Source organism: Pedococcus sp. NPDC057267 (assembly GCF_042668795.1).
Taxonomy (GTDB): domain Bacteria; phylum Actinomycetota; class Actinomycetes; order Actinomycetales; family Dermatophilaceae; genus Pedococcus.
Map to the genome: position 1 here is coordinate 1 of NZ_JBHUYG010000018.1, position 23,259 is coordinate 23,259.

The 23,259-nt window shown below is 72.3% G+C and carries 21 protein-coding genes; 8 read left to right on the forward strand and 13 right to left on the reverse strand.

Translation table 11 applies throughout. From position 1 onward, the window contains the following. Positions 1 to 12 precede the first annotated feature (12 nt). From ACFUC1_RS06130 to ACFUC1_RS06170, 9 genes are all read right to left on the reverse strand, one after another. On the reverse strand, positions 13 to 390 hold the full coding sequence (locus tag ACFUC1_RS06130; RefSeq protein ID WP_379117696.1) for a DUF559 domain-containing protein: 378 nt from the start codon (positions 388 to 390) through the stop codon (positions 13 to 15). A gap of 745 nt (positions 391 to 1,135) precedes the next feature. Continuing rightward, a complete protein-coding gene (locus tag ACFUC1_RS06135) occupies positions 1,136 to 1,549 on the reverse strand; it encodes a cytidine deaminase (protein WP_379117782.1) in 414 nt (137 codons plus the stop codon). Between the two features lie 125 nt (positions 1,550 to 1,674). Further along, complete coding sequence (locus tag ACFUC1_RS06140) at positions 1,675 to 2,943, reverse strand: ABC transporter permease (RefSeq protein WP_379117698.1); 1,269 nt, start codon at positions 2,941 to 2,943, stop codon at positions 1,675 to 1,677. Then, the gene (locus ACFUC1_RS06145; RefSeq protein ID WP_379117700.1) at positions 2,940 to 4,055 is read right to left on the reverse strand and encodes an ABC transporter permease; all 1,116 of its coding nucleotides are present in this window, start codon (positions 4,053 to 4,055) and stop codon (positions 2,940 to 2,942) included. Before ACFUC1_RS06145 ends, ACFUC1_RS06140 begins: the two co-directional genes overlap by 4 nt. Continuing rightward, positions 4,052 to 5,563 carry an ABC transporter ATP-binding protein gene (locus tag ACFUC1_RS06150; protein WP_379117702.1) on the reverse strand — a complete coding sequence of 504 codons (1,512 nt, stop codon included), beginning with the start codon at positions 5,561 to 5,563 and terminating at the stop codon, positions 4,052 to 4,054. The genes ACFUC1_RS06145 and ACFUC1_RS06150 overlap by 4 nt, the downstream gene beginning before the upstream one ends. Before the next feature lie 214 nt (positions 5,564 to 5,777). After that, entirely contained in the window at positions 5,778 to 6,842 is a 1,065-nt protein-coding gene (locus ACFUC1_RS06155) for a BMP family protein (protein ID WP_379117704.1), read from the reverse strand. A 135-nt stretch (positions 6,843 to 6,977) separates the two neighbouring features. Then, the gene (locus tag ACFUC1_RS06160) at positions 6,978 to 8,195 is read right to left on the reverse strand and encodes an amidohydrolase (RefSeq protein ID WP_379117706.1); all 1,218 of its coding nucleotides are present in this window, start codon (positions 8,193 to 8,195) and stop codon (positions 6,978 to 6,980) included. 54 nt (positions 8,196 to 8,249) lie between these two features. Continuing rightward, positions 8,250 to 9,845: a methylmalonyl-CoA mutase gene (locus ACFUC1_RS06165; RefSeq protein WP_379117707.1), complete on the reverse strand. Its 1,596-nt coding sequence runs from the start codon at positions 9,843 to 9,845 to the stop codon at positions 8,250 to 8,252. Between the two features lie 112 nt (positions 9,846 to 9,957). Beyond that, positions 9,958 to 10,443, reverse strand: a complete 486-nt coding sequence (locus ACFUC1_RS06170) for a GbsR/MarR family transcriptional regulator (RefSeq protein ID WP_379117710.1) — start codon at positions 10,441 to 10,443, stop codon at positions 9,958 to 9,960. 54 nt (positions 10,444 to 10,497) lie between these two features. Between ACFUC1_RS06170 and ACFUC1_RS06175 the strand changes: the two genes are divergently transcribed. Then, on the forward strand, positions 10,498 to 11,424 hold the full coding sequence (locus ACFUC1_RS06175) for an ATP-binding cassette domain-containing protein (protein WP_379117712.1): 927 nt from the start codon (positions 10,498 to 10,500) through the stop codon (positions 11,422 to 11,424). Next, entirely contained in the window at positions 11,421 to 13,007 is a 1,587-nt protein-coding gene (locus ACFUC1_RS06180) for an ABC transporter permease (RefSeq protein WP_379117714.1), read from the forward strand. Before ACFUC1_RS06175 ends, ACFUC1_RS06180 begins: the two co-directional genes overlap by 4 nt. Before the next feature lie 93 nt (positions 13,008 to 13,100). Here ACFUC1_RS06180 and ACFUC1_RS06185 read toward each other — a convergent pair whose 3' ends face one another. Next, positions 13,101 to 14,180 carry a mannose-1-phosphate guanylyltransferase gene (locus tag ACFUC1_RS06185; RefSeq protein WP_379117716.1) on the reverse strand — a complete coding sequence of 360 codons (1,080 nt, stop codon included), beginning with the start codon at positions 14,178 to 14,180 and terminating at the stop codon, positions 13,101 to 13,103. A gap of 102 nt (positions 14,181 to 14,282) precedes the next feature. Here ACFUC1_RS06185 and ACFUC1_RS06190 point away from each other — a divergent pair, with 102 nt between their 5' ends. The 6 genes from ACFUC1_RS06190 (at position 14,283) to ACFUC1_RS06215 (ending at position 20,480) form a co-directional block, all read left to right on the forward strand. Beyond that, entirely contained in the window at positions 14,283 to 15,434 is a 1,152-nt protein-coding gene (locus ACFUC1_RS06190) for a glycosyltransferase family 4 protein (RefSeq protein ID WP_379117718.1), read from the forward strand. 331 nt (positions 15,435 to 15,765) lie between these two features. Then, positions 15,766 to 16,143 carry a succinate dehydrogenase, cytochrome b556 subunit gene (sdhC, locus tag ACFUC1_RS06195; RefSeq protein ID WP_379117720.1) on the forward strand — a complete coding sequence of 126 codons (378 nt, stop codon included), beginning with the start codon at positions 15,766 to 15,768 and terminating at the stop codon, positions 16,141 to 16,143. 11 nt (positions 16,144 to 16,154) lie between these two features. Beyond that, positions 16,155 to 16,616, forward strand: coding sequence for a succinate dehydrogenase hydrophobic membrane anchor subunit (locus ACFUC1_RS06200; protein ID WP_379117722.1), 462 nt, complete (start codon positions 16,155 to 16,157; stop codon positions 16,614 to 16,616). A 34-nt stretch (positions 16,617 to 16,650) separates the two neighbouring features. Next, a complete protein-coding gene (sdhA, locus tag ACFUC1_RS06205; protein ID WP_379117724.1) occupies positions 16,651 to 18,429 on the forward strand; it encodes a succinate dehydrogenase flavoprotein subunit in 1,779 nt (592 codons plus the stop codon). Next, complete coding sequence (locus ACFUC1_RS06210; RefSeq protein WP_379117726.1) at positions 18,429 to 19,193, forward strand: succinate dehydrogenase iron-sulfur subunit; 765 nt, start codon at positions 18,429 to 18,431, stop codon at positions 19,191 to 19,193. Before sdhA ends, ACFUC1_RS06210 begins: the two co-directional genes overlap by 1 nt. A gap of 33 nt (positions 19,194 to 19,226) precedes the next feature. Then, positions 19,227 to 20,480 (forward strand): D-alanyl-D-alanine carboxypeptidase family protein, encoded by a 1,254-nt coding sequence (locus ACFUC1_RS06215; protein WP_379117728.1) that lies wholly within the window; start codon positions 19,227 to 19,229, stop codon positions 20,478 to 20,480. 102 nt (positions 20,481 to 20,582) lie between these two features. Here the strand turns inward: ACFUC1_RS06215 and ACFUC1_RS06220 are convergent, their stop codons facing one another. Genes ACFUC1_RS06220 through trpS form a run of 3 tightly spaced genes read right to left on the reverse strand, consistent with a single transcriptional unit; the run spans position 20,583 to position 23,256 of the window. Next, a complete protein-coding gene (locus tag ACFUC1_RS06220) occupies positions 20,583 to 21,668 on the reverse strand; it encodes a YihY/virulence factor BrkB family protein (protein ID WP_379117730.1) in 1,086 nt (361 codons plus the stop codon). Between the two features lie 3 nt (positions 21,669 to 21,671). Continuing rightward, positions 21,672 to 22,214: a 2'-5' RNA ligase family protein gene (locus ACFUC1_RS06225; protein WP_379117733.1), complete on the reverse strand. Its 543-nt coding sequence runs from the start codon at positions 22,212 to 22,214 to the stop codon at positions 21,672 to 21,674. 10 nt (positions 22,215 to 22,224) lie between these two features. Then, positions 22,225 to 23,256: a tryptophan--tRNA ligase gene (gene trpS, locus ACFUC1_RS06230; protein WP_379117735.1), complete on the reverse strand. Its 1,032-nt coding sequence runs from the start codon at positions 23,254 to 23,256 to the stop codon at positions 22,225 to 22,227. Between the last annotated feature and the right edge of the window lie 3 nt (positions 23,257 to 23,259).

The window sequence follows — 23,259 nt, forward strand, 5'->3', positions numbered from 1 at the left end:
GCGCGGCACACCTCAGCTGCCGGGGGTGCTCCGCACAGGGAAGTGCAGGCGCCACTCGTCGGAGGTGACCCGGGCCGGGCGCCCCTGGGCGACCAGTGCCGCCACCACCCGGTCAAGGGTGCGCTCGGGCTCGCGGTGGACGCCCTTGGCCAGGACCACGACGACCCGCCAGCCCTCGACGTCCAGGTCCTCGCGGCGCTCGACGTCACGCTCCCACTGGCGCTGCGACTCCGCGTGCTGGCGGCCGTCGTACTCGACCGCCAGCTTCAGCTCCGGGTACGAGAGGTCGTACCGGCGCACCCACCGGCCCCAGTCGTCGTACTCGATGTGGTTGACCACCGGCTCCGGCAGACCGGCCAGCACGAGCAGCATCCGCAGGCGTGACTCCATCGGCGAGTCCACACCGGCACGGATGAGGCCGGCTGCGCGACGAGCCAGCGCCGCGTGCCGCCCACGCAGCCGGCCCGCCGCCGCCACGAGCGCGTCGGGAGTGGTGCGACGCCGCGCGACGAGCGAGTCCCGAGCACGACGAGGTCCACCAGCCCCAGCTCACCGGCCAGGTCGACGAACGTGTCCTCCGCGGTGGTGACCGGCACCCCGCCGATCCGGGCGAGCCGCCGCCTGCCGGAGCGCACCTGGGCCACGACTCCCGGGACCCGCAGCCGACCGCTGGGTACGCGCAGGTGGATGCGGGTCTCATGGGGGACGATCCCGCCCATCAGCTCTGCCGCGGTCAGGCACGCGGCGACGGAGCCCTCGGGTGCCAGCCGGAGGGCGGCCAGGGTGCGGACGCGGACGTCGAGCGCCACGCCCCTGTGCACGTACACGCTGCGGAAGACTCGCTGGACCTGAGGTCCGCGCAGCACCTTGTCACTCATCCCCGCCCGCAGCGCCTCGGCTCGCGTGAAGACCCGCGGAAGACCGTCCTCCATCGGACCAGCGTCGCGGAGCCGGACGGGTCCACCGCGGTTGTCCACAGGGCCCATCCGTGCCCGGTACGGCAGGAATCGCCCCAGGTCAGCGGCGGGACAGGCGACTGGCGCCGGTTACGGCACGAATCGCCCTCGGCGCCGCGCAGGTCAGGCGGGGCGGGTCAGACGGGGCGGGTCAGACGGGGCGCGTCGGGCGGGGTGGGTCAGGCGGGGCGGGTCTCCCGGGCGGCGGCCGCGGCGGTCAGGTTGTCGGGGCCGAACGCCTGGGGCAGCACCTCGCGCATCGGCAGCACGCCCTCGGGGGTGAGCAGCAGGCACTCGGGCCCGCCGTTCTCCCACAGCAGCTGGCGGCACCGGCCGCACGGCATGAGCGGCTGCCCGTCGCCCCCGACGCACGACACCGCGACAAGCCGGCCGCCGCCGCTGGCGTGCAGCGAGGAGACCATGCCGCACTCGGCGCAGAGCCCGACGCCGTATGCCGCGTTCTCGACGTTGCAGCCCACGACGACGCGGCCGTCGTCGACGATGCCCGCGACACCGACCGGGAAGCCGGAGTAGGGCGCGTAGGCCTTGCGCATGATCGCGACGGCCTGCTCGCGCAGGACCTCCCAGTCGATGTGCTCGGCGCCGTGGGGGCTGCCGTGGACGGGGGCCGGTGCGTGCTCGCCGTTCGCCGCCGCACCTGACCCGGGCGCACCGGAGCCGGGCACACCGGCATACCCCTGCTGCTCGGGCGCGGGCACTAGGCCCCCTCGCCCTTGCGGTAGATCTGGCCGTCGGCGGCCGGCATCCGCAGTCGCTGCGAGGCGAACGCGAGGACCAGCAGCGTCGTGACGTACGGCGTCGTGCCCGTCAGCTCGGCCGGGACCGCGTCGGCGGCGAAGTACCACCACGCGACGAGCACGCCGACGACGAGCGCCAGGATGCCCTGCACGAGCCGGCGGTTGCGCACGACCTGCCACACGCCGACGGCCACGAGGATGACGGCGAACAGCAGCAGGAACGCGTGCACGGTCGCGCCACCGCGCAGCTGGACCGCGTCGGTGTAGCCGAACAGGGCCGCGCCGCTGAGCAGGCCGCCGGGGCGCCAGTTGCCGAAGATCATCGCCGCGAGGCCGATGTAGCCGCGGCCACCGGTCTGGCCGTCACGGTAGATGTTCGCGGCGACGAGGGCGAGGAACCCGCCACCCAGCCCGGCGAGGCCACCGGAGACGAGGACGGCGAGGAACTTGTACCGGAGCACGTGCACGCCGAGGGACTCCGCGGCCACGGGCGACTCGCCGACGGACCGCAGCCGCAGCCCGAACGGCGTGCGCCACAGCACCCACCACGTCCCCACGAACAGCAGCACCGCGATGATCGTCAGGACCGACAGGTTGGTGCACAGCGCCCGCAGCACGGCGGCGAGGTCGCTGACGAAGAACCAGTTCTTGCGCTCGACCGTCCCGAGCCCGTCCGAGACCCCCGGCAGCGTGAACGCCGGCAGGTCCTTGATCGGCGGGGACTGGGTCGGGCCGCCGCCGGGCAGGCCGGTGAAGAACCGGGCCGCGAGGTACTTGGCGACGCCGAGTCCGACGATGTTGATCGCGACACCGGACACGATGTGGTCGACACCGAAGGTGACGGTGGCGACTGCGTGGATCAGGCCGCCGAGCACGCCCATGAGGATCGCGCCGACGACACCCATCCACGGACCCATGTGGTAGCCGAAGAACCCGGCACCCCACGTGCCCAGGATCATCATGCCCTCGAGCCCGATGTTGACGACGCCCGCGCGCTCGGACCACAGGCCGCCCAGGCCCGCGAGCCCGATCGGCACCGCGAGACCGATGGCGGCGGCCAGCGCACCCGACGACGCGATGTCGTCGGCTCCCGTCACCACCCGCAGGACGGCGATGACGGCGAGGACGCCCACCGCGATGACGGCATACTCGCGCAGGCCGTGACGACGCCGCTTGGGCGCGCCGCCGGTCACCGGCTTGGTGCCCACCTCGAGTCCTGCGGCGCTCATGCCGGGGCTCCTTCCGTCGCGGGGACCGTGCCCTGCGCGCCCAGCTCCCGGGCGACGCGCTGCTGCTCGAGGCGCTTGTCGGTGCGGCGGATCAGCTCGTAGGCGATGACGACCGCGAAGAGGATGACGCCCTGGATGATGAAGACGATCTCCTGGGCCACGCCCGCGGTGATCTGCAGCGCGTTGGACTGGATGTCGAGGAACGCCCACAGCACCGAAGCGAAGGCGATGCCCACGGCGTTGTTGCGGCCCAGCAGGGCGATCGCGATGCCGGCGAAGCCGAGGCCGGACTGGAACGTCGTGCCGTAGTTGTGGTCCTGCCCGAACAGCAGCGGCATGCCGATGAGCCCGGCGAGCGCGCCCGAGGCGATCATCGCCGTCATCACCATCCGCGGGACCTTGACGCCGCTCGCGACCGCGGCGGTCTCGGACCGGCCGGTGGCGCGCAGGTCGAAGCCGAACCGCGTCTTGCCGAGCACGAACCAGTACGCCAGCCCGACGAGGATCGCGAGCACGATCAGCGTGTACACGCGATTGGTCGCGCCGGGGATGAGCTTGAGGCCGAGCAGCTGCGAGGACTCGGGGATGTCCTTGGTGTTGACCGCGTTGCTGCCCGCGTGCCGGTCGGCGACCTTGAGGAGGAGCCAGCTCACGACGCCCGTGGCGATGGCGTTGAGCATGATCGTGGAGATCACCTCGGAGACGCCGCGCTTGACCTTGAGGTATGCCGCGATGCTGGCCCAGAGCCCGCCGGCCACCATCGCGACGACGATCGACACGATGACGTTCAGCCAGCCGGGCAGCCAGGCCTGGCCCGCGAAGACGGCGGCTGCGAAGACCGCGACGCGGTACTGGCCGTCGACGCCGATGTTGAACAGGTTCATCCGGAAGCCGACGGCGACGGCGATGGCCGAGAGGTAGTAGACGGTGGCGGCGTTGACGATCTGCACCGTCTGCCGCGGCTTCGGCACGTGCAGGATCGTCTTCCAGACGTCGCCGACCGGGTCGCGGAACAGCGCCAGGATGAGCGAGGTGATGACGAAGGCCACGACGAGCGCCAGCACCGGTGCCGCGAGGCCCAGCAGGATCCGGCGGGGGTTGAGCCGCTTCATGCGGTCTGCTCCTTCTCGCCGGCGCCGGTCATCGCGGCGCCGAGGTCCTCTGCGGTCACGTGGTCGGGGTCGAAGTCGCCGGACAGCCGGCCGCGCAGGATGACGCGGATCGTGTCGGAGAGCCCGATGAGCTCCTCGAGGTCGGCGGAGATGAGCAGCACCGCGAGACCCTCGCGTCGCGCCGCGCGGATGTGGTCCCAGATGCTCGCCTGGGCCCCGACGTCGACGCCCCGGGTCGGGTGGGCGGCGACGAGCACCCTCGGGTGGTGGCTCATCTCGCGGCCGATGATCAGCTTCTGCTGGTTGCCTCCCGACAGCGAGCCGGCGGTCACGAAGATCGACGGGGTGCGCACGTCGTACTCCTTGACGATGCGCTCGGTGTCGGCCTTGGCGGAGGCCGCGTCGATGAGGGCGCCCTTGACGTTGGGCTCCTCGGTCTGGTGGCCGAGGACGCGGTTCTCCCACAGCGGCGCCTCGAGCAGCAGGCCGTGGCGGTGGCGGTCCTCGGGGATGTAGCCGACGCCGGCCTCGCGGATCTCGCGCACGCCCCAGTCGGAGATGTCCGTGTCGCCGAGGAAGACCTTGCCGGAGGTGGGCTCGCGCATGCCCATGATGACCTCGACCAGCTCTGCCTGGCCGTTGCCCTCGACGCCGGCGATGCCGAGGACCTCGCCCGCGTGGATGGTCAGGGAGATGTCGTCCAGGACCGGGCGGCCGGTGCCGTCGCCGAGAACGAGGTCCTCGACCCGGAGCAGGACCCGGTCCGTGACCGTCGACTCCTCGGTCGTCGGTGACGGCAGCTCGGAGCCGACCATGAGCTCGGCGAGCTGGCGGGCGTTGACCGAGGACGGGTCGACGGTGTCGATGGTGGTGCCACGACGGATGACCGTGATCGAGTCGGCGACCCTCAGCACCTCGTCGAGCTTGTGCGAGATGAACAGGACGGTGAGGCCCTCGTCCTTGAGCTCGGCGAGCTGGTCGAACAGCTCGTCGACCTCCTGCGGGACGAGGACGGCCGTGGGCTCGTCGAGGATGAGGGTCTTGGCGCCGCGGTACAGGACCTTGATGATCTCGATGCGCTGGCGCGAGCCGACACCGAGGTCGGCCACGAGGGCGTCCGGGTCGACGTCGAGCTTGTAGGCCCGGGAGATCCGCTCGATCTCCTTGCGGGCGCCGTCGCCGATGCCGTGCAGCTTCTCGGCGCCGAGGACGACGTTCTCCAGGACGGTGAGGTTGTCGGCCAGCATGAAGTGCTGGAACACCATGCCGATGCCGGCGGCGATCGCGTCGGACGGCGAGTGCAGGTCGACGACCGTGCCGTCGACCTTGATAGTGCCCTCGTCGGGGCGCTGGACGCCGTAGAGGATCTTCATCAGCGTCGACTTGCCGGCACCGTTCTCGCCGACGATCGCGTGGACCGTGCCGCGCCGGACCGCGAAGGTGATGTCCTTGTTGGCGACGACGCCGGGGAACCGCTTCGTGATGCCCTCGAGCTCGACGGCGGGCACGCCCGCGGGAGACGTCTGTGCTGCGGTCCGCTGCAGGGGTGGGGAGGCGGTGATGGGTCACGCTCCTGGTCCGGGCCCGCGTCGTCGCGAGCAGGTGTGGCGCTGGGCGCCCGCCGGTTCGCGGCGGGCGGAGGGGCTGGGTTCGGGGAAGCACACGGCCCGGGTCAGACGCTACCGCGCCGCCCGGGCCGTGTAACCAACCCTCAGCCGGTGATCAGGGGGTCGTGGGGACCTTGATCTTGCCGGAGATGATGTCCTGCTTGTAGGCGTCGAGCTTGGCCTTGATGTCGGACAGGTGGTCGCCGGTCGTGGAGTAGTCCACGCCGCCGGCCTTGAGGTCGTAGACGTTGTTGCCCGTGAGCTCCTTGCCCTCCGAGGCCGACTTGATGAAGTCGTAGACGGCCACGTCGACCTTCTTGATCATCGAGGTCAGGATGATGTCGCGGACCGCGGCCGGCGCGGTGAGCGCCTGGTCGGAGTCGACACCGATCGCCCAGTGGTTCGGGCCGGCGGCCTTGGCCGCGGTGAAGACACCGCCGCCGGAGCCACCCGCGGCGTGGTACACGATGTCCGCGCCCTTCTGGAACATGCCCTCGGCCGCGGTCTTGCCCTTGGCCGGGTCACCGAAGCCGCTGAAGTCCGGCGGCTGCGAGAGGTACTGGGAGTCGATGACGATCTTCGGGTTGACCGCCTTGGCACCGGCGATGTAGCCCGCCTCGAACTTCTTGATCAGCGGGACGTTGACGCCGCCGACGAAGCCGATGTGGCCCGTCTTGGACTTCAGCGCGGCCGCCGCACCGACGAGGAACGAGCCCTCGTTCTCGGCGAAGGTGATCTGGTCGACGTTCGGGCCCTTGGAGTCGGCCGAGGCGTCGTCGACGATGGCGAAGTGGACGTCGGGGTTGTCCTTGGCGGCCTTGCCGACCGACGCGGCGTACGCGAAGCCGACGGCGACCACGTGCGTGTAGCCGGCGTCGACGAGCTGCTGCAGGCGCTCCTCGCGGGCGGCCTCGTTCTCGCCGTTGACGGCCGCGGCCTCCTTGGTGTCGACACCGAGCTCCGACTTGGCCTTGTCCAGGCCGGCGGCTGCGGCGTCGTTGAACGACTGGTCACCGCGACCACCCACGTCGTAGGCCATGCCGACCTTGAGCTTCTTGCCGCTCGAGCTCGAGCTGCTGGCACCCCCGCTGCTCGAGCTGGTACCGCCCGAGCCGTTGCCCGAGTCACCGCACGCGGCCAGCGCCAGTGCTGCCACTGACACGACCGCTGCAACCTTCATCGTGTGACGCAAGGCTGTCTCCTGTTCTTTGGTCTGCACGAGGCGCCATGGTGCGCCACTAGGGCGGCAGGATAGCCGCAAGAACTCCGTGCTCCGACCGCCTTTGGGCGTACAACTTGCAATTCGCGGAAACCGTTACCGATCCGCGACGGTGCGCTCGGCCGAGCTCTTCACGACCCCGGCCACCACCGCGCCGGCCAGCAGCCGGGCGCCGTGGGCCACGGACGTCTCGTCCACGACGAGGTCCCCCTGGTGCAGGTCGTAGGTGCGGCCGCCGGGCGTGCGGGTGCCCAGCCGGGCCATCGCACCGGGCACCCGGCGCAGGTACCAGGCGAAGTCCTCCCCGCCCAGCGACTGCGGGGTGCCGACCGCGCTCATGCCGCTTCCCTCGGTGGCCTGGCGCAGGACGTCGATCGCCGCGACGTCGTTGACGACGGGTGGCACGCCCTGGACGTGCTCGAGCACGGCCATCACGGCATACGGGGCGACCACGTGCTGGACCGCCTCGGACAGCAACGGGCCGATCGTGGTCCAGGCGGTGGCGTCGAGCATCCGCAGGGTGCCGGCGGCGGTGCCGCTCGGCGGGATGACGTTGGCCGCCTGACCTGCATGGACCTCGCCCCAGACGAGCGCGAAGGCGGTGCGCGGGTCGAGGCGCCGCGACAGCACGGCGGGCAGCTCGGTGACGACCTTCGCGAGCGCGAAGGTGAGGTCCTCGGTGAGGTGCGGCCTGGAGGTGTGGCCGCCCCGGCCGTTGAGGTGGACGGTCACGCGGTCGGCCGCGGCCGTGATCGGGCCCTCGCGCAGGCCGACGCTGCCGGCGTCGATCGTCGGGTCGCAGTGCACCGCGAACACGGCGTCGACCCCGTCGAGGGCGCCGGCCGCGATGAGGTCGACCGCGCCGCCCGGGATGACCTCCTCGGCCGGCTGGAACAGCAGCCGGACCCCGATCCCCCGCTCGCGCAGTCCGTCCTCGTGCTCCTTGAGGGCCAGGCCGGCGCCGAGCACGGCCGCGACGTGGACGTCGTGGCCGCAGGCGTGGCAGATGCCCTCGGTGGTGGAGGACCAGGTGAGCCCGGTGCGCTCGCTGACCGGCAGGGCGTCGAGGTCGGCCCGCAGCGCGACCCGGTACGCCGGCTGCTCGGCACCGAGGTCGGCGACCAGGCCGGAGACCGGCAGGGTCGTGACGGCGATGCCCGCCTCGCGCAGCCGCCGCTCGACGAGGGCGGTGGTGCGCAGCTCGCCCCGGGACAGCTCGGGGTGCGCGTGGATGTCGCGCTGGACCTCGAGCAGGTGGGGGGCGAGGGTCTCGACGCTGGCGCAGACCGCGTCCAGCAGGGCGTTCGTGGTCATCAGGGCGCACTGTACCCGCGCCCCGGAGGACGGGGACCGCAGGTCAGCAGTCGGTCAGAAGGTCTCGCGCGGGACGTACACGCCCCAGACGTCGCGCAGCGCGTGGCTGATCTCGCCCCCGGTGGCGCGCAGCCGCAGCGCCTCCTTCATCGGGTAGAGCACGTTGTCGGTGCCGCGCGCCGCCTCCCGCACGGCCTCGAGCGCGGCCTCGACGGCGGCGTTGTCACGGTCGGCGCGCAGGGCCGCGAGCCGCTCGCGCTGGTCGACCTCGATCTGCGGGTCGACCCGCAGCGGCTCGTACGGCTCCTCCTCCTCGAGGGTGAAGCGGTTGACGCCGACGACCGTGCGCTCGCGGTTGTCGATCTCGAGCGCGATCCGGTAGGCGGACCGCTCGATCTCGGACTTCTGGAAGCCCTGCTCGATCGCGGCCACCGCACCACCCCGGTCCTCGACGGCTTGCATGAGCTCCAGCGCCGCGGCCTCGACGTCGTCGGTCATCGACTCCACGACGTAGGAGCCCGCGAACGGGTCCACCGTCTTGGTCACGTCGGTCTCGTAGGCGATGACCTGCTGGGTGCGCAGCGCGAGCCGGGCGGCCTTCTGCGTCGGGAGCGCGATCGCCTCGTCGAAGGAGTTCGTGTGCAGCGACTGCGTGCCGCCGAGGACGGCGCCGAGGCCCTGGAGCGCGACGCGGACGAGGTTGACCTCCGGCTGCTGGGCGGTGAGCTGCACGCCGGCGGTCTGCGTGTGGAAGCGCAGCATCTGGCTCTTGGGGTTCTTCGCCCCGAACTCGTCGCGCATGACCCGGGCCCAGATCCGGCGGGCAGCGCGGAACTTGGCGACCTCCTCGAGCAGGGTCGTGCGGGCCACGAAGAAGAAGGACAGGCGCGGCGCGAAGTCGTCGACGTCGAGCCCGGCGGCGATCGCGGCCCGGACGTACTCCTTGGCGTTGGCGAGCGTGAACGCGATCTCCTGCGCGGGCGTCGCCCCCGCCTCGGCCATGTGGTAGCCGCTGATGGAGATCGTGTTCCAGCGCGGCAGCTCCTTGGCGCAGTAGGCGAAGATGTCGCTGATCAGCCGCAGCGACTCCTTCGGCGGGTAGATGTAGGTGCCGCGCGCGATGTACTCCTTGAGCACGTCGTTCTGGATCGTGCCGGCCAGCCGCGTCGGGTCGGCGCCCATCTCCTCCGCCACCAGCTGGTACATCAGCAGCAGGGTCGAGGCCGGCGCGTTGATCGTCATCGAGGTCGAGAGCTCGCCCAGCGGCAGCCCCCCGAAGAGGGTGCGCATGTCCTCGACCGAGTCGATCGCGACGCCCACCTTGCCGACCTCGCCGTGGGCGATGGCCTCGTCGGAGTCGTAGCCCATCTGGGTCGGCAGGTCGAAGGCGACGGACAGGCCGCCGGTGCCGTTGGCGACGAGCTCGTGGTACCGCTCGTTGGACTCCTTGGCGGTGCCGAACCCGGCATACTGCCGCATCGTCCACGGCCGCCCCGTGTACATGTTCGGGTAGACGCCACGGGTGTACGGGAACGCGCCCGGCTCACCCAGCTGGGCCGCCGCGTCGAAGCCGGACAGGTCCTGCGGGCCGTACACGGCCTTGATCGGCAGGTCGGACTCGGAACGTGCGTCGGGGACGTCGGCGGCCATGCCGCACACGATAGTGAGCCGGTATGCCGGGGGCGCGGCCTGCGTGGCCGACCTCACCGTGGCCTCGGTCACGCCGTTGCGACCAGTGGCCGGCCACCTCCCGGGGGCTGCGTCAGTAGCCGAGCTCGGCCCGGCGCTGGTCCCAGCGGGCGGAGAGCTGCTGCATCTCCTCGGTGACGAACTCGAGGAAGTGGACGCTCAGCGCCAGCCGGTCCCCCGCACCGGACCCACGGCCGCCGACCTCCTCCACGCCCTCGCGCAGCGCGGCGGTGAGCGGTTCGTAGATGCGGGGGGTGTTGAGCATGACGTCGTGCCAGGCGTCGTCGGCCACGACGTAGACGTCGCGCCGGGTGCCCGGCTCGCGCTCGCGGTGGATCATCCGCATCTGCTGCAGGTGCCGCACCGCCCCGGACACCGAGGCCGCGCTGACCGACAGGGCCTCGCCGATCTCGGCTGCGGTCATCCGCCCGTCCTCGTCGGCGAGCAGCGCGGCGAAGACGCGCGACGGCAGCCGCTGCATCCCGGCCTCGGTGAGGGCCGACCCGAACCGCTCGACGAACCGGGCGGCGTCGGGCTGTCGGGCTGCGCGGGTGCTCATGGAGTCAACTTTAGTTCATTCAGTATCTTCTGAAAACTGTGTACACTCGGCCGCATGGATGCAGTGCTCGAGGCCACCGGCCTGCGCAAGACGTTCGGCTCCACGGTCGCCCTCGACGGGCTCGACCTCACGGTGCGCCGCGGCGAGGTCCACGGGTTCCTCGGGCCCAACGGCGCGGGGAAGTCCACGACGATCCGGATCCTGCTCGGGCTGCTGCGCGCCGACGGCGGCTCCGTCACCCTCCTCGGGCGTGACCCGTGGCGGGACGCCACCGAGCTGCACCGCCAGCTGGCCTACGTCCCCGGCGACGTCGTGCTGTGGCCCAACCTCACCGGCGGCGAGGTCATCGACCTGCTCGGCCGGCTGCGCGGCGGCGTCGACCGTGCGCGCCGCGACGAGCTGCTGCAGCTCTTCGAGCTCGACCCGACGAAGAAGGGCCGCTCGTACTCCAAGGGCAACCGGCAGAAGGTCGCCCTCGTTGCCGCGCTGGCCAGCGACGTCCCCCTGCTCGTCCTCGACGAGCCGACCTCCGGTCTCGACCCCCTCATGGAGAAGGTGTTCGAGGCCCAGGTCGCCCGGGCCCGGACCGAGGGCCGGACCGTCCTGCTCTCGAGCCACATCCTGTCCGAGGTCGAGGCCACCGCCGACCGGGTGAGCATCGTGCGGGCGGGCCGCATCGTCGACTCCGGCACGCTCGCCGACCTGCGGCACCTGACCCGCACCAGCGTCACCGCGACCCTGGGCACCGTCCCCGACCTGGCGCAGGTCCGGGCGTGGCCGGGCGTGGACGGCGTGCGCCTCGACCGCGACCGGCTCGTGATGTCGGTCGAGTCCAGTGCGGTGGGCGACGTGGTCGGCCGCCTCGGCGGCTACCGCATCGAGGCCCTCACCTGCCAGCCGCCGACCCTCGAGGAGCTGTTCCTCTCGCAGTACCGCGACGACCTGTCCGCCGCCGCCCGGGGCGAGGAGGTCAGGGCGTGAACACCTTCGCCGGGACCTGGCCGCTGCTGCGCCTGGCGTGGCGGCGAGACCGCTGGGTGGTCACCGCCAGCGTGCTCGCGCTCGTGGTCACCGCCTACTCCTCGATGGCTGCCACGCTCGACCTCTACCCCACCGACGCCGAGGCGGCCGCCGGCGCCAAGGTCATGGCGGACAACCCGTCGATCACGGCGCTCTACGGCCCGCTGCCGTCGCTCACCGCGCCGGGGGTGGGCGTGCTCAAGACGATCATGCTCGGCAGCGTCTTCACGGCCTTCCTCGCGTTCGCGCTCGTGCGCCGGCACACCCGCACCGAGGAGGAGGAGGGGCGCTTCGAGCTGGTGGCCGGCGGCGTGGTCGGGCGTCGCGCGCCGCTGGCCGCGGCTGTCCTGCTGGCCACGGCGACCGTCGTCGCGACCGGCGGCCTGTCCGCCGTCAGCCTCGTGGCGACCGGTGTCGACCCGACCGGGTCGCTGGCCCTCGGCGTGGTCGAGGTGGTCGCCGGGCTCGTCATGGTCGGCATCACCGCGGTCGCCTGCCAGCTCACGACCACCGCGCGGGGTGCAGGCGGGCTGGCCCTGACGATTTTGCTGGCGGCCTTCGTGGTCCGGGCCGTGGCCGACACGTCCACCGACGGCCAGGGCCTGGCCTACGCCTCCTTCCTCGGCTGGGCCGAGCGGGTCAGCCCCTTCGGCGACAACCGCCTCTGGCTGGTGCTGCCGGCGCTGGCCGCGCTGGCCGCGCTGCTCGTCGTCGCCGACGTCCTGCTGCAGCGCCGCGACCTCGGGTCCGGGCTGTGGGCCGCCCGCCCGGGACCCGCGCGCGCCTCCACCTCCCTCGGCTCCCCCCTCGGCCTGGCCTGGCGGCTGCAGCGCGGTGCCCTGCTCGGCTGGACGATCGGGTACGTCGTCCTCGGCCTGGTCGTCGGCAGCATCGCCCGGTCCGTGGACCAGATCGCCAGCAGTCCCGGCATCGAGGAGATGCTCCGGAAGATGAGCGGCGGCCAGGGAACCCTGCTCGAGGTCTTCTTCGGCACGGAGCTCAGGTTCCTCGCCGTCGGGGCCGCGGCATACGGCATCACCACCGCCCTGCGCCTGCGCTCGGAGGAGAGCGGCGGCCGGGCCGAGGTCACGCTCGCCACCCACGTGGGCCGGTGGCGGTGGCTGTCCAGCCACGTCCTCGTCGCCGTGCTGGGGTCGCTGTGGCTGCTCCTCGTCATGGGGCTGTCCGCCGGCCTCTCCGGTGGCGCGGTCAGCGAGGTCGGCGTCGTCGAGGTGCTGCCGGCGGCGCTGGCGACCGCCCCGGCCGTGCTCGTGTGCGTGGCCCTGACGGTGCTGCTGTTCGGGACGGTGCCGCGGTGGACGGCGGCCGCGTGGGGGCTGCTCGCGGCGTTCGTCCTCATCGGCGAGCTCGGGCCGCTGGTGGACCTGCCCGGGTGGGCGATGGGCCTCTCGCCGTTCGACCACCTCGGCAGCCTGCCGGGTGGGGACGCGAACCCCGTGGGCCTCACCGGGCTCCTGCTCGTGGCGCTCGCCGCTGGGACCCTCGGGTATGCCGGGTTCCGCCGCCGCGACCTCGTCACCTGACCCGGCCGGCGGCCTCGCCCCCCCTTCCGGGTCTTGAAGCGATCGCAACGGTCCTGACCGCCGCGATCGCTCCGAGACCCGGGCAGTGGCGGGTCAGAGCAGGTCGGTGCGGCCCTGCGCCCGCAGCGCGTCGACCACGGCCTTGACCTCCTGCGCCCGGTCCCTGGCCACCACGAGGACGGCGTCCGGGGTGTCGACCACGACGACGTCGTCGAGGCCGACGAGCGCCACCACGCGGCCGGTCCCCGGGACGACCACACCGGTGGCGTCGGCCACCTGCACCGTGTCGGCCGGGCCGAGGACCTGCACCCCCGGCATACCGGCGGCGTCGGGGAGCAACCCGCCCAAGGAGGCGAAGTCGCCCACGTCGTCCCAGCCGAACCCCCCGGGCACCACGGCGACGCGGCCGGCGGCAGCAGCGGGCTCGGCGACCGCGTGGTCGATGGCGATCTTCTCCAGCCCGGGCCACGCGTCGTCGAGGCGCGACGGGTCGGCCGCGAGCGCCCGCAGCCCCGCGGCCAGCTCGGGGTGCCACTGCGCCAGCAGGTCGAGCAGGACGCGGGCCTTCACGACGAACATGCCGGCGTTCCAGCGGAAGCGGCCGGTGGCGAGGTACTCCTGCGCGCGCTCGCGGTCCGGCTTCTCCACGAACTGCACGACCGCGTGCACGGGGCCGTCCCCCAGCCGCTCCCCCAGCTCGATGTAACCGAAGCCGGTCGCCGGGTGCGTCGGCTCGATGCCGATCGTCACGACGAGGTCGTCGGCCGCCGCCTCGACGGCGGCCGTCACACACGCCCGGAACGCGTCCTCGTCGCGGATCACGTGGTCGGCCGCGAACGAGCCCAGCACCGCGTCGGGGTCACGGGCCTCGAGCAGCGCGGCCGCCCACCCGATCGCGGCCATCGAGTCGCGCGAGGCCGGCTCGGCGAGCAGCTGGTCGGCGGGCAGGTCGGGCAGCTGGTCGCGGACGGCGTCGACGTGCGCCCGGCCCGTCACCACCAGCACCCGCTCGCCGGTGAGCGGCGCGAGCCGGTCCCAGGTCGCCTGGAGCAGCGTGCGACCGCTGCCGGTGAGGTCGTGCAGGAACTTCGGGGCGGCGGCGCGCGACAGCGGCCACAGGCGGGTGCCCGCTCCCCCGGCCGGGATCACGGCCCAGAAGTGCTCGGTCGACATGGCCGGAACGCTAGCCGACCGCACCCTCCCGTCACCTGCCGCTCACCCGACACCCCCCTCGGTGTCGCCGTCAGCACACCCCGGCGGCGGACCGTGGGGGACGTGCGGGTCGCCATCGTCACCGAGTCCTTCCTCCCGACGTTCAACGGGGTCACGACCAGCGTCTGCCGGGTCACCGAGTGCCTCGTCGCCGCCGGTCACGACGTCCTCCTCGTGGCGCCACGACCCGCCCCCGAGTCGTATGCCGGGTGCCCGGTGCACGGCGTCGCCTCGGTTCCCGTGCGGGGCTTCCCGCTCGGCATGCCGTCGCGCGAGGTCGAGGACGTGCTGCGCGGGTTCGGCCCCGACGTCGTCCACGTCGCCTCGCCGTTCGTGCTCGGCGCGAGCGCGCTCGCGACCACGTCGCGCCTCGGGCTGCCGAGCGTGGCGGTCTACCAGACCGACCTGCCGTCCTACCTCGAGCGCCACGCCCCCGCTGCGGTGGGCGCGGGCGCGTCGCGGGCGGCCTGGCGCTGGCTGCGGCGCCTGCACGCCCAGGCCGACCTCACGCTCGCCCCCTCGAGCGCCGCGCTGGCGGACCTGGACAGCCACGGGGTCGGGCGGACGGCGCTGTGGGGCCGCGGGGTCGACACCCGCCAGTTCTCCCCGCACTGGCGCCTCGACGCCGGCACCCGCGCGCTGCGCGGCCGGCTGTCGCCGGACGGCGAGGTCGTCGTCGGGTACGTCGGCCGGCTCGCCCCCGAGAAGGAGCTGGACCGGCTGCTGCCGGTGGCGATGCTGCCCGGCGTCCGGCTCGTGCTCGTCGGGGACGGCCCCGACCGGCAGCGCATCGCCGCCGCCCTCACCCGCGCCGCCGGGTCGGCGGGCGTGGCGGAACCGGTGCTCCTCGGCCGGCGCGACGGGGACGACCTCGCCCGGGCGTATGCCGCGCTCGACGTCTTCGTCCACACCGGCACCCGGGAGACCTTCGGGCAGACCCTGCAGGAGGCAGCGGCGACGGGCCTGCCCGTCCTCGCGCCGGCCCGCGGCGGGCCGCTCGACCTCGTCGACCACAGCCGCACCGGGCTGCTCTACGACCCGGACGACCCCACAGCCCTCGTCGACGCGGTCCGGCACCTGGTCGGCGACCGCGCCAAGCGCGAGGCCCTGGGGCGGGCCGGGCTCGAGCGCGTGGCCGACCGCAGCTGGGACTCCGTCACCGCAGCCCTGGTCGGCCACTACGAGCACGTCACCGCGGGCCACCGGGTCGCCTGACCCCACGAGCCCGGGTCGCCCCTTTCCGCGATCCGCATTCCCGCCGGACACGGACGTCTGCGCACAGACCAGCGTGTGCCTGCGCAGAGAGCGGGTGCGAGCGCAGTGGGACGGAGGTCTGTGCACAGACGAGCGGAAGCCCTCCCTCCGGCCGCGCACGGTTGTGGGCTGGCGCGGCATACCCGCTGGTAACCACTCCTGTCTGGTTTCTCACAGGCGGGCGGCGCGCGGGCCCGCGGAGCGGCCAGATAACCTGACGGACGAACTACGGCAACCGCCGCCCTCGTCGGACGAGCGACGCCGTCTCCACTCTTCTCGAAAGGGACGCGCAGTGGCGCAGGCAACCACGGGGACTCTCTACCGCGGCCGCGAGGGCATGTGGTCGTGGGTGGCCCACCGCATCAGCGGCGTACTCCTCTTCCTCTTCCTCTTCGCACACGTGCTCGACACGGCGCTCGTCCGGGTCTCGCCGAGCGCCTACAACGAGGTGATGTCGGCCTACAAGAACCCCGTCGTCGGGCTGGGAGAGGCCGGCCTCGTGGCCGCGGTCATCTTCCACGCGCTCAACGGCCTGCGGATCATCGCCGTCGACTTCTGGGGCAAGGGCCCGAAGTACCAGCGGCAGATGTTCTGGGGCGTCGTCGTCGGCTTCGTCGTGCTGTTCGCGCCGTTCGCGGTCCGGCACCTCACCAACGTCTTCTCGCACTGAAGGGGCAGAGAATGAGCGCCACCAGCCAGACCACCCCTGTGCCGACCCAGCCGGTCCGCCAGTCCCCCTACCGCCGGGTGAGCCGCGGCCGCGGCAACTTCGAGCTGTGGTCGTGGGTCTTCATGCGCGGCAGCGGCATCCTGCTGCTCGTGCTCGTCTTCGGGCACCTCTTCGTCAACCTCATGCTGGGCGAGGGCATCCACGCGATCGACTTCGCGTTCGTCGCCGGCAAGTGGGCCAGCCCGTTCTGGCAGGTCTGGGACATGCTCATGCTGTGGCTGGCGATGCTGCACGGCTTCAACGGCGTCCGCACGATCATCAACGACTACACCGAGCGCGACAACACGCGCTGGGTCCTCAAGGGCCTGCTGGTGCTGGCGACCTTCTTCACGGTCGTCCTGGGCACGCTGGTGATCTTCACCTTCGACCCGTGCATCGACCCGCACTCCACCCTCTCCGTGTGCGCGCGCTGACCCCGCACCTCGCGCAGTAAGGACACAGACACCCATGCAGACGCACAAGTACGACGTCGTGATCGTCGGCGCCGGCGGAGCCGGTATGCGCGCCGCCCTCGAGTCGAGCAAGCGCACCCGCACCGCGGTCCTCACCAAGCTCTACCCCACCCGTTCCCACACCGGCGCGGCGCAGGGCGGCATGTGCGCCGCCCTCGCCAACGTCGAGGAGGACAACTGGGAGTGGCACACCTTCGACACCGTCAAGGGTGGCGACTACCTCGTCGACCAGGACGCCGCCGAGGTCATGTGCCGTGAGGCCATCGACGCGGTCATCGACCTCGAGAAGATGGGCCTGCCGTTCAACCGCACGCCCGAGGGCAAGATCGACCAGCGCCGCTTCGGCGGGCACACGCGCAACCACGGCGAGGCCGCCGTCCGCCGGTCCTGCTTCGCCGCCGACCGCACCGGCCACATGATCCTGCAGACGCTCTACCAGAACTGCGTCAAGCAGGGCGTGGAGTTCTACAACGAGTTCTACGTCCTCGACCTGCTGCTCAACACCGGCAGCGACGGCGTCGAGCGCGCCGCGGGCGTCGTCGCGTACGAGCTGGCCACCGGCGAGCTGCACATCTTCCAGGCCAAGTCGGTCGTCTTCGCCACCGGCGGCACCGGCAAGGTCTTCAAGACGACCTCCAACGCCCACACCCTCACCGGCGACGGCATGGGCGTGGCCTTCCGCCGCGGCATACCGCTGGAGGACATGGAGTTCTTCCAGTTCCACCCGACAGGCCTCGCCGGCCTGGGCATCCTGCTGTCGGAGGCGGCCCGTGGTGAGGGCGGCATCCTGCGCAACGCCGACGGCGAGCGCTTCATGGAGCGGTACGCCCCCACCATCAAGGACCTCGCCCCGCGCGACATCGTCGCCCGGTCCATGGCGAACGAGGTCCGCGAGGGCCGCGGCGCGGGGCCGAACAAGGACTACGTCCTGCTCGACCTGACGCACCTCGAGCCCGCGCACATCGACGCCAAGCTCCCGGACATCACCGAGTTCGCCCGCACCTACCTCGGGGTCGAGCCGTACACCGAGCCGGTCCCGGTCTACCCGACCGCGCACTACGCCATGGGCGGCATCCCGACCAACGTCGAGGCCGAGGTGCTGCGCAACAACACCGACGTCGTCCCGGGCCTCTACGCCGCGGGCGAGGTCGCGTGCGTGTCCGTCCACGGCTCGAACCGGCTGGGCACCAACAGCCTGCTCGACATCAACGTCTTCGGCCGCCGTGCCGGGATCGCCGCGGCGGAGTATGCCGTGGACGTGCCGTGGGTCGACCTCCCCGAGGCTCCCGAGGCGCTCGTCACCGGCATGGTGGAGGGCATCCGGTCGCGCGAGAGCGGCGAGCGCGTGGCCGACCTGCGGCGCGAGCTGCAGGAGACCATGGACCGCAACGTCCAGGTGTTCCGCACCGAGGCCTCGATGAAGGAGGCCCTCGGCGTCATCGACGAGCTCAAGGAGCGCTACGCCAACGTCGTGGTGCAGGACAAGGGCAAGCGGTACAACACCGACCTGCTCGAGGCCGTGGAGCTCGGCTTCCTCATCGAGCTCGCCGAGGTCATCACGCTCGGCGCCCTCGCCCGCAAGGAGTCCCGCGGCGGCCACTTCCGCGAGGACTACACCGCGCGCGACGACGTGAACTTCATGCGGCACACGATGGCCTACCGCCCGGCGGTCGACGGCGACCTCAGCGCGGGGCCGTCCTTCGCCGACGAGGTCCGCCTCGACTACAAGCCCGTGACCGTGACCCGCTACCAGCCGATGGAGCGCAAGTACTGATGACTGCCACTGCCGAGAAGCAGACCACCGAGGAGCAGAAGGCAGGGGCCGTCCCGACCTTCACCGTGACCCTCAAGGTCCAGCGGTACGACCCCGAGGTCGACAGCGCACCGCACTGGGAGACCTACCAGGTCACCTCGCACGCGACCGACCGCGTCCTCGACGCCCTGCACCAGATCAAGTGGGAGCAGGACGGCTCGCTGTCGTTCCGCCGCTCCTGCGCCCACGGCGTCTGCGGTTCGGACGCCATGCGGATCAACGGCAAGAACCGGCTCGCCTGCAAGACGCTCATCAAGGACGTCAACCCGGACAAGCCGATCACCGTCGAGCCGATCAAGGGCCTTCCGCTCGAGAAGGACCTCATCGTCGACATGGAGCCGTTCTTCGACGCCTACCGCGAGGTGATGCCGTTCCTCGTGACCTCGGGCAACGAGCCGACCCGCGAGCGGATCCAGAGCCAGGCCGACCGCGACCGCTTCGACGACACCACCAAGTGCATCCTGTGCGCCGCCTGCACGACGAGCTGCCCGGTGTTCTGGAACGACGGCCAGTACTTCGGCCCGGCCGCGATCGTCAACGCCCACCGGTTCATCTTCGACAGCCGCGACGAGGGCGGGGCCCAGCGCCTGGAGATCCTCAACGACAAGGAAGGCGTGTGGCGCTGCCGCACCACCTTCAACTGCACGGACGCCTGCCCCCGCGGGATCCAGGTCACCAAGGCCATCCAGGAGGTCAAGCGCGCCCTCCTGACCAGCAGGTTCTGACGAAACGGCCCCCTTTGGGGCACACTGTCGCCAGTGCTCAGCCGACGACACCTGACCGCCGCCACCGCCAGCGCCCTGCTGGCGGTCGGCGGCATCGTCGTTCCCTCGCTCACCGCGCCCGCTGTGGCCGCCCCCGGGCCCAAGCCCGCCGCCACGCCCGCGCTGCCCGTCCCGCGCGCGACCGTGCAGCCGCTGCAGTCGGTCGGCGGGCCGAGGCTCGCGGCCACCGGTCTCGTCACGGACCTGCCGCCCGGCGTGCCGGCGCCGCCGGAGCTGCGCGACGTCGCCTGGCTGCTGGCCGACCTCGACACCGGTGAGGTCCTGGCGGCCAAGGCGCCCCACGCCCGGCTGCTGCCTGCCAGCACCCTGAAGACGCTCACGGCCCTGACGCTGATCCCCCAGGTGCCGCCGGACGAGCTGGTCAAGGCCACGCCGGCCGACGCCGCTGCGGACGGCACCCGCGTGGGCATGGTCCCCGGGCAGACCTACACCGGCCGGCAGCTGTTCCAGGCGTTGCTGATGTCATCCGGCAACGACGCGGCATACGCCCTCGCGGAGGCCGCCGGCGGCCGGGAGAAGGTGCTGGCGGAGATGAACGCCAACGCCGCGCACCTGGGCGCACTCGACACCCTCGCCAAGGACCCGGCGGGGCTCGACGCACCCGGCCAGACCTCGAGCGCGTACGACCTGGCCCTCATCGCCCGCGCCGCCCTGCAGCTGCCCGACTTCCGGGCGTACGTCACGACGAAGCAGAGCGACTTCCCCGGGCTGGTCGACCCGCGGACGAAGAAGCGCAAGACGTACAAGATCAACAACCACAACGCCCTGCTCTACAACTACCCGGGCACGATCGGCGTCAAGAACGGCTACACGGTGGCGGCCCACCGCACCTACATCTCGGCCGTCACGCGGGGCGGGCACACCTACCTGCTCACCGAGATGTACGGCCTGGGCAACTCGTGGCGGCCGCAGGCGGCCATGTACGACTGGGCGTTCCGGTATGCCGCGCAGGCCCGGCCGGTGGGCCGGCTCGTCGACCCGGGCGAGGTCACCGGCCCGCTGGGGGCGCCGCCGACCGCGGTGGCCGGCGCTCCCGGCGACGCGGGCGAGTCCCCCGCTCAGCGGACCGCCGCCGCGGCAGCGGTCCCGTCGGCCCAGCTCGGGTCGGCGTCGTCCATGGCGCCCTGGCTGGGCTTCGGAGGGCTCGCAGCCCTGGTCGGGGCCGTCGCCGGCCTGCGCCTGCGGGCCAGGCGCGCCGTCCGCGGCCGCCACCGCGCCCTCTCCTGACGCAGGACGCCTCCCCACTCCCGGCCGCCGACGGTACGCGCGCTGGGGCGGACAGCCGGGCGTCGGGGCGAGGGGGTGTGCCGGGCGCGCGGGCCCCCGGGGTCAGTGGCGACGCAGGAGGGCGCGCAGGCCGCGGCGGGCCGTCCCGAGCGCGGTCGCCCCGACGGCGCCGAGCACGAGGCCGGCGGCGAGGGTGGTGCGGTCCGCGGCGACGGGTCCGAACGTCGGCAGCCCGGCGTCGGTGCGGGCCCGGACGGAGTCGATCGGCTCCGGCGCCGGGCCCTCGCGCAGCTTCTGCCGCTGGGCGGGGGACAACTGCCGGGCGCTGCCTGCGGTCTCGTCGAGGTCGTTGGCGGCCCAGGCCGCGGAGATGAGCAGCACCCGCGACATGAAGTTGAGCCACACGAGCAGACCGACGACGAGCGCGAACCCGAGGTACAGCTTGTTGTGCGTGGTGCTGGCCAGCAGGACCGACCCGAACTTCTTGAGCAGGGTGAGCGAGACGCCGCCGAAGACCGCGGCGTTGCGCAGCCCGTGCCACGGGACGTCGACCCCGGACAGCAGCCGCAGCATGACCACCACGATCGCGCCGTCGAGGGCCACGCCGACGAGCAGCGACACGAGGGTCAGCACCCACCCCTGGCCGCCGAGCCCGATGAGGCCGGCGAGCCACTTGGCGGCCGCCCCTGCGACGGCCCCGACGGCGGCCGACAGGACGATGCCCACGCCGAGCACGACCAGCACGCCGAGGTCCCGCAGCTTGGCCACGACCGGGTTGCCCACCGACCCCTCGACGCCGAACACGGCCCGGATGCCGTCCCGCAACGCGCTCAGCCACCCCGTACCGGCCAGCACCAGGCCGACGACCGAGATGATCCCGCTGACCGACAGCGTCGCCGACGTCGGCATCGAGACCTGGATGATGCCCTCGGGGTGGGCCCGGGACCGCACGAAGCCGGGCAGGAGGTCGTTGATGGCGTTCCTGCTCTCCTCGAGCAGCCCCGGCTGGCCGCGCAGGACGAAGCCGAAGATCGTGAAGGCGAGCAGCACCGCCGGGAAGACGGAGAAGAAGGCGAAGTAGCCCACGCCGCCTGCGAGCAGGTTGCCCCGCGCGTCGCCGTACCGCTTCCAGGCACGCCAGACGGGCGTGGTCTGGAACCAGGCCCACCACTGCTTGAGGGTCTGCACCGGTCAGGCTCCGATCGGTCGGGACGTGTCAGGGCACCCACCCAGCGGGAACGACGTCACCGGGCGCCACACGGAGTCGGCGCCGTGCTCGTAGAGGTGGAACTCGCTCACCTCGAAGGTGCACTCGAAGTCGGCGAGCTCCTGCAGGGCCCGGTCCAGGCTCTCGTCCGGGACGTGGTGCGCCACGGTCACGTGCGGGTGGTAGTAGAAGTCGAGCTTGCGCTTCAGCGGCCCCCGGCGGACGGCCTGCTCCAGCAGCTCGCACTCGCCGATGCCGGCCGAGACCTGGACGAAGACGACCGGCGAGACGGGCCGGAACGTGCCCGTGCCGCGCAGGACCATCGAGAACGGCTCGCGGCTCGCGGCAGCCTGGGCCAGGTGCTCCTCCACCGCCGCCATCTGCTCGGGCTCGACCTCGGTCGGCGGCAGCAGGGTCACGTGCGTCGGGATGGAGTCGGCGAGGGGGTCACCGAAGGAAGCCCGCTTCGCCTGCAGCATCTCCGCGTGCGGTGAGGGGATGGCGATCGACACACCGATGGTCGGCACCCGAGCGACCCTACCGAACTGCGGGCAGGAGGCCGACCCGGTCGCGGACCCGGGCCATGGTGCCCCGGGCCACCTCGCGCGCCCGGTCCGCGCCGTCGGCGAGGATCCGGTCGAGCTCGGCGGGGTCGTCGAGGAGCTCGCGCATGCGCTCCTGGAACGGCGTCAGTGCCGCGACCACGACGTCGGCGACCTCCTTCTTGAGGTCCCCGTAGCCCTTGCCCGCGAACGACTCCGCGACCTGCTCCACGGGCGTGCCCGAGAGCACGGAGTGGATGACGAGCAGGTTGGAGACCCCGGGCTTGCCCTCCGGGTCGTAGCGGACCTCGGCCTCGGTGTCGGTGACGGCCGAGCGGATGTTCTTGGCGATCCGGGCCGGGTCCTCCATGAGGTCGATGAGGCCCTTGGGCGACGAGCCGGTCTTGCTCATCTTCGCGGTCGGGTCCTGCAGGTCCTGGATCTTCGCCGATCCCTTGACGATGTACGGCTCGGGCACGACGAGGCCGCCGCCGAAGCGCGTGTTGAACCGCTCGGCGAGGTCGCGGGTGATCTCGAGGTGCTGGCGCTGGTCCTCGCCGACGGGCACGTAGGCCGCGTCGTACATGAGGATGTCGGCCGCCATGAGCATCGGGTAGGTGAACAGCCCGACGTTGGCGTTCTGGCCCTTGGCCGTCTTGTCCTTGAACTGCGTCATCCGGCTCGCCTCGCCGAAGGCGGTGAGGCAGTTCATCACCCAGCCGAGCTCGGCGTGCTCGGTGACGTGGCTCTGGCAGAACACCGCCGAGCGCTTGGGGTCGACCCCGCCGGCGATGAACTGGGCCGCGGTGACACGGGTGCGCCGGCGCAGGACCTCGGGGTCGGTCGGCACGGTCAGCGCGTGCAGGTCGGCGACGAAGTAGAACGCGTCGAAGTCGTCCTGCAGCTTCACCCAGTTGACCAGCGCCCCGAGGTAGTTGCCGAGGTGGAGCGAGTCGCTGGTGGGCTGCATGCCGGACAGGATCCGGGGCAGCGCCTGCTGGGTGGGCGTGGCGGACATGGGCGCCATTGT

Excerpts from the sequence above, each read along its gene's own strand:
- ACFUC1_RS06185 (WP_379117716.1), bottom strand. The coding sequence starts at position 14,180 with ATGTCGACCGAGCACTTCTGGGCCGTGATCCCGGCCGGGGGAGCGGGC.
- sdhA (WP_379117724.1), top strand. The coding sequence starts at position 16,651 with ATGCAGACGCACAAGTACGACGTCGTGATCGTCGGCGCCGGCGGAGCC.
- ACFUC1_RS06165 (WP_379117707.1), bottom strand. The coding sequence starts at position 9,845 with ATGGCCGCCGACGTCCCCGACGCACGTTCCGAGTCCGACCTGCCGATC.
- ACFUC1_RS06200 (WP_379117722.1), top strand. The coding sequence starts at position 16,155 with ATGAGCGCCACCAGCCAGACCACCCCTGTGCCGACCCAGCCGGTCCGC.
- ACFUC1_RS06155 (WP_379117704.1), bottom strand. The coding sequence starts at position 6,842 with ATGAAGGTTGCAGCGGTCGTGTCAGTGGCAGCACTGGCGCTGGCCGCG.
- ACFUC1_RS06160 (WP_379117706.1), bottom strand. The coding sequence starts at position 8,195 with ATGACCACGAACGCCCTGCTGGACGCGGTCTGCGCCAGCGTCGAGACC.
- trpS (WP_379117735.1), bottom strand. The coding sequence starts at position 23,256 with ATGGCGCCCATGTCCGCCACGCCCACCCAGCAGGCGCTGCCCCGGATC.
- ACFUC1_RS06210 (WP_379117726.1), top strand. The coding sequence starts at position 18,429 with ATGACTGCCACTGCCGAGAAGCAGACCACCGAGGAGCAGAAGGCAGGG.
- ACFUC1_RS06170 (WP_379117710.1), bottom strand. The coding sequence starts at position 10,443 with ATGAGCACCCGCGCAGCCCGACAGCCCGACGCCGCCCGGTTCGTCGAG.
- ACFUC1_RS06130 (WP_379117696.1), bottom strand. The coding sequence starts at position 390 with ATGGAGTCACGCCTGCGGATGCTGCTCGTGCTGGCCGGTCTGCCGGAG.
- ACFUC1_RS06175 (WP_379117712.1), top strand. The coding sequence starts at position 10,498 with ATGGATGCAGTGCTCGAGGCCACCGGCCTGCGCAAGACGTTCGGCTCC.
- ACFUC1_RS06140 (WP_379117698.1), bottom strand. The coding sequence starts at position 2,943 with ATGAGCGCCGCAGGACTCGAGGTGGGCACCAAGCCGGTGACCGGCGGC.
- ACFUC1_RS06145 (WP_379117700.1), bottom strand. The coding sequence starts at position 4,055 with ATGAAGCGGCTCAACCCCCGCCGGATCCTGCTGGGCCTCGCGGCACCG.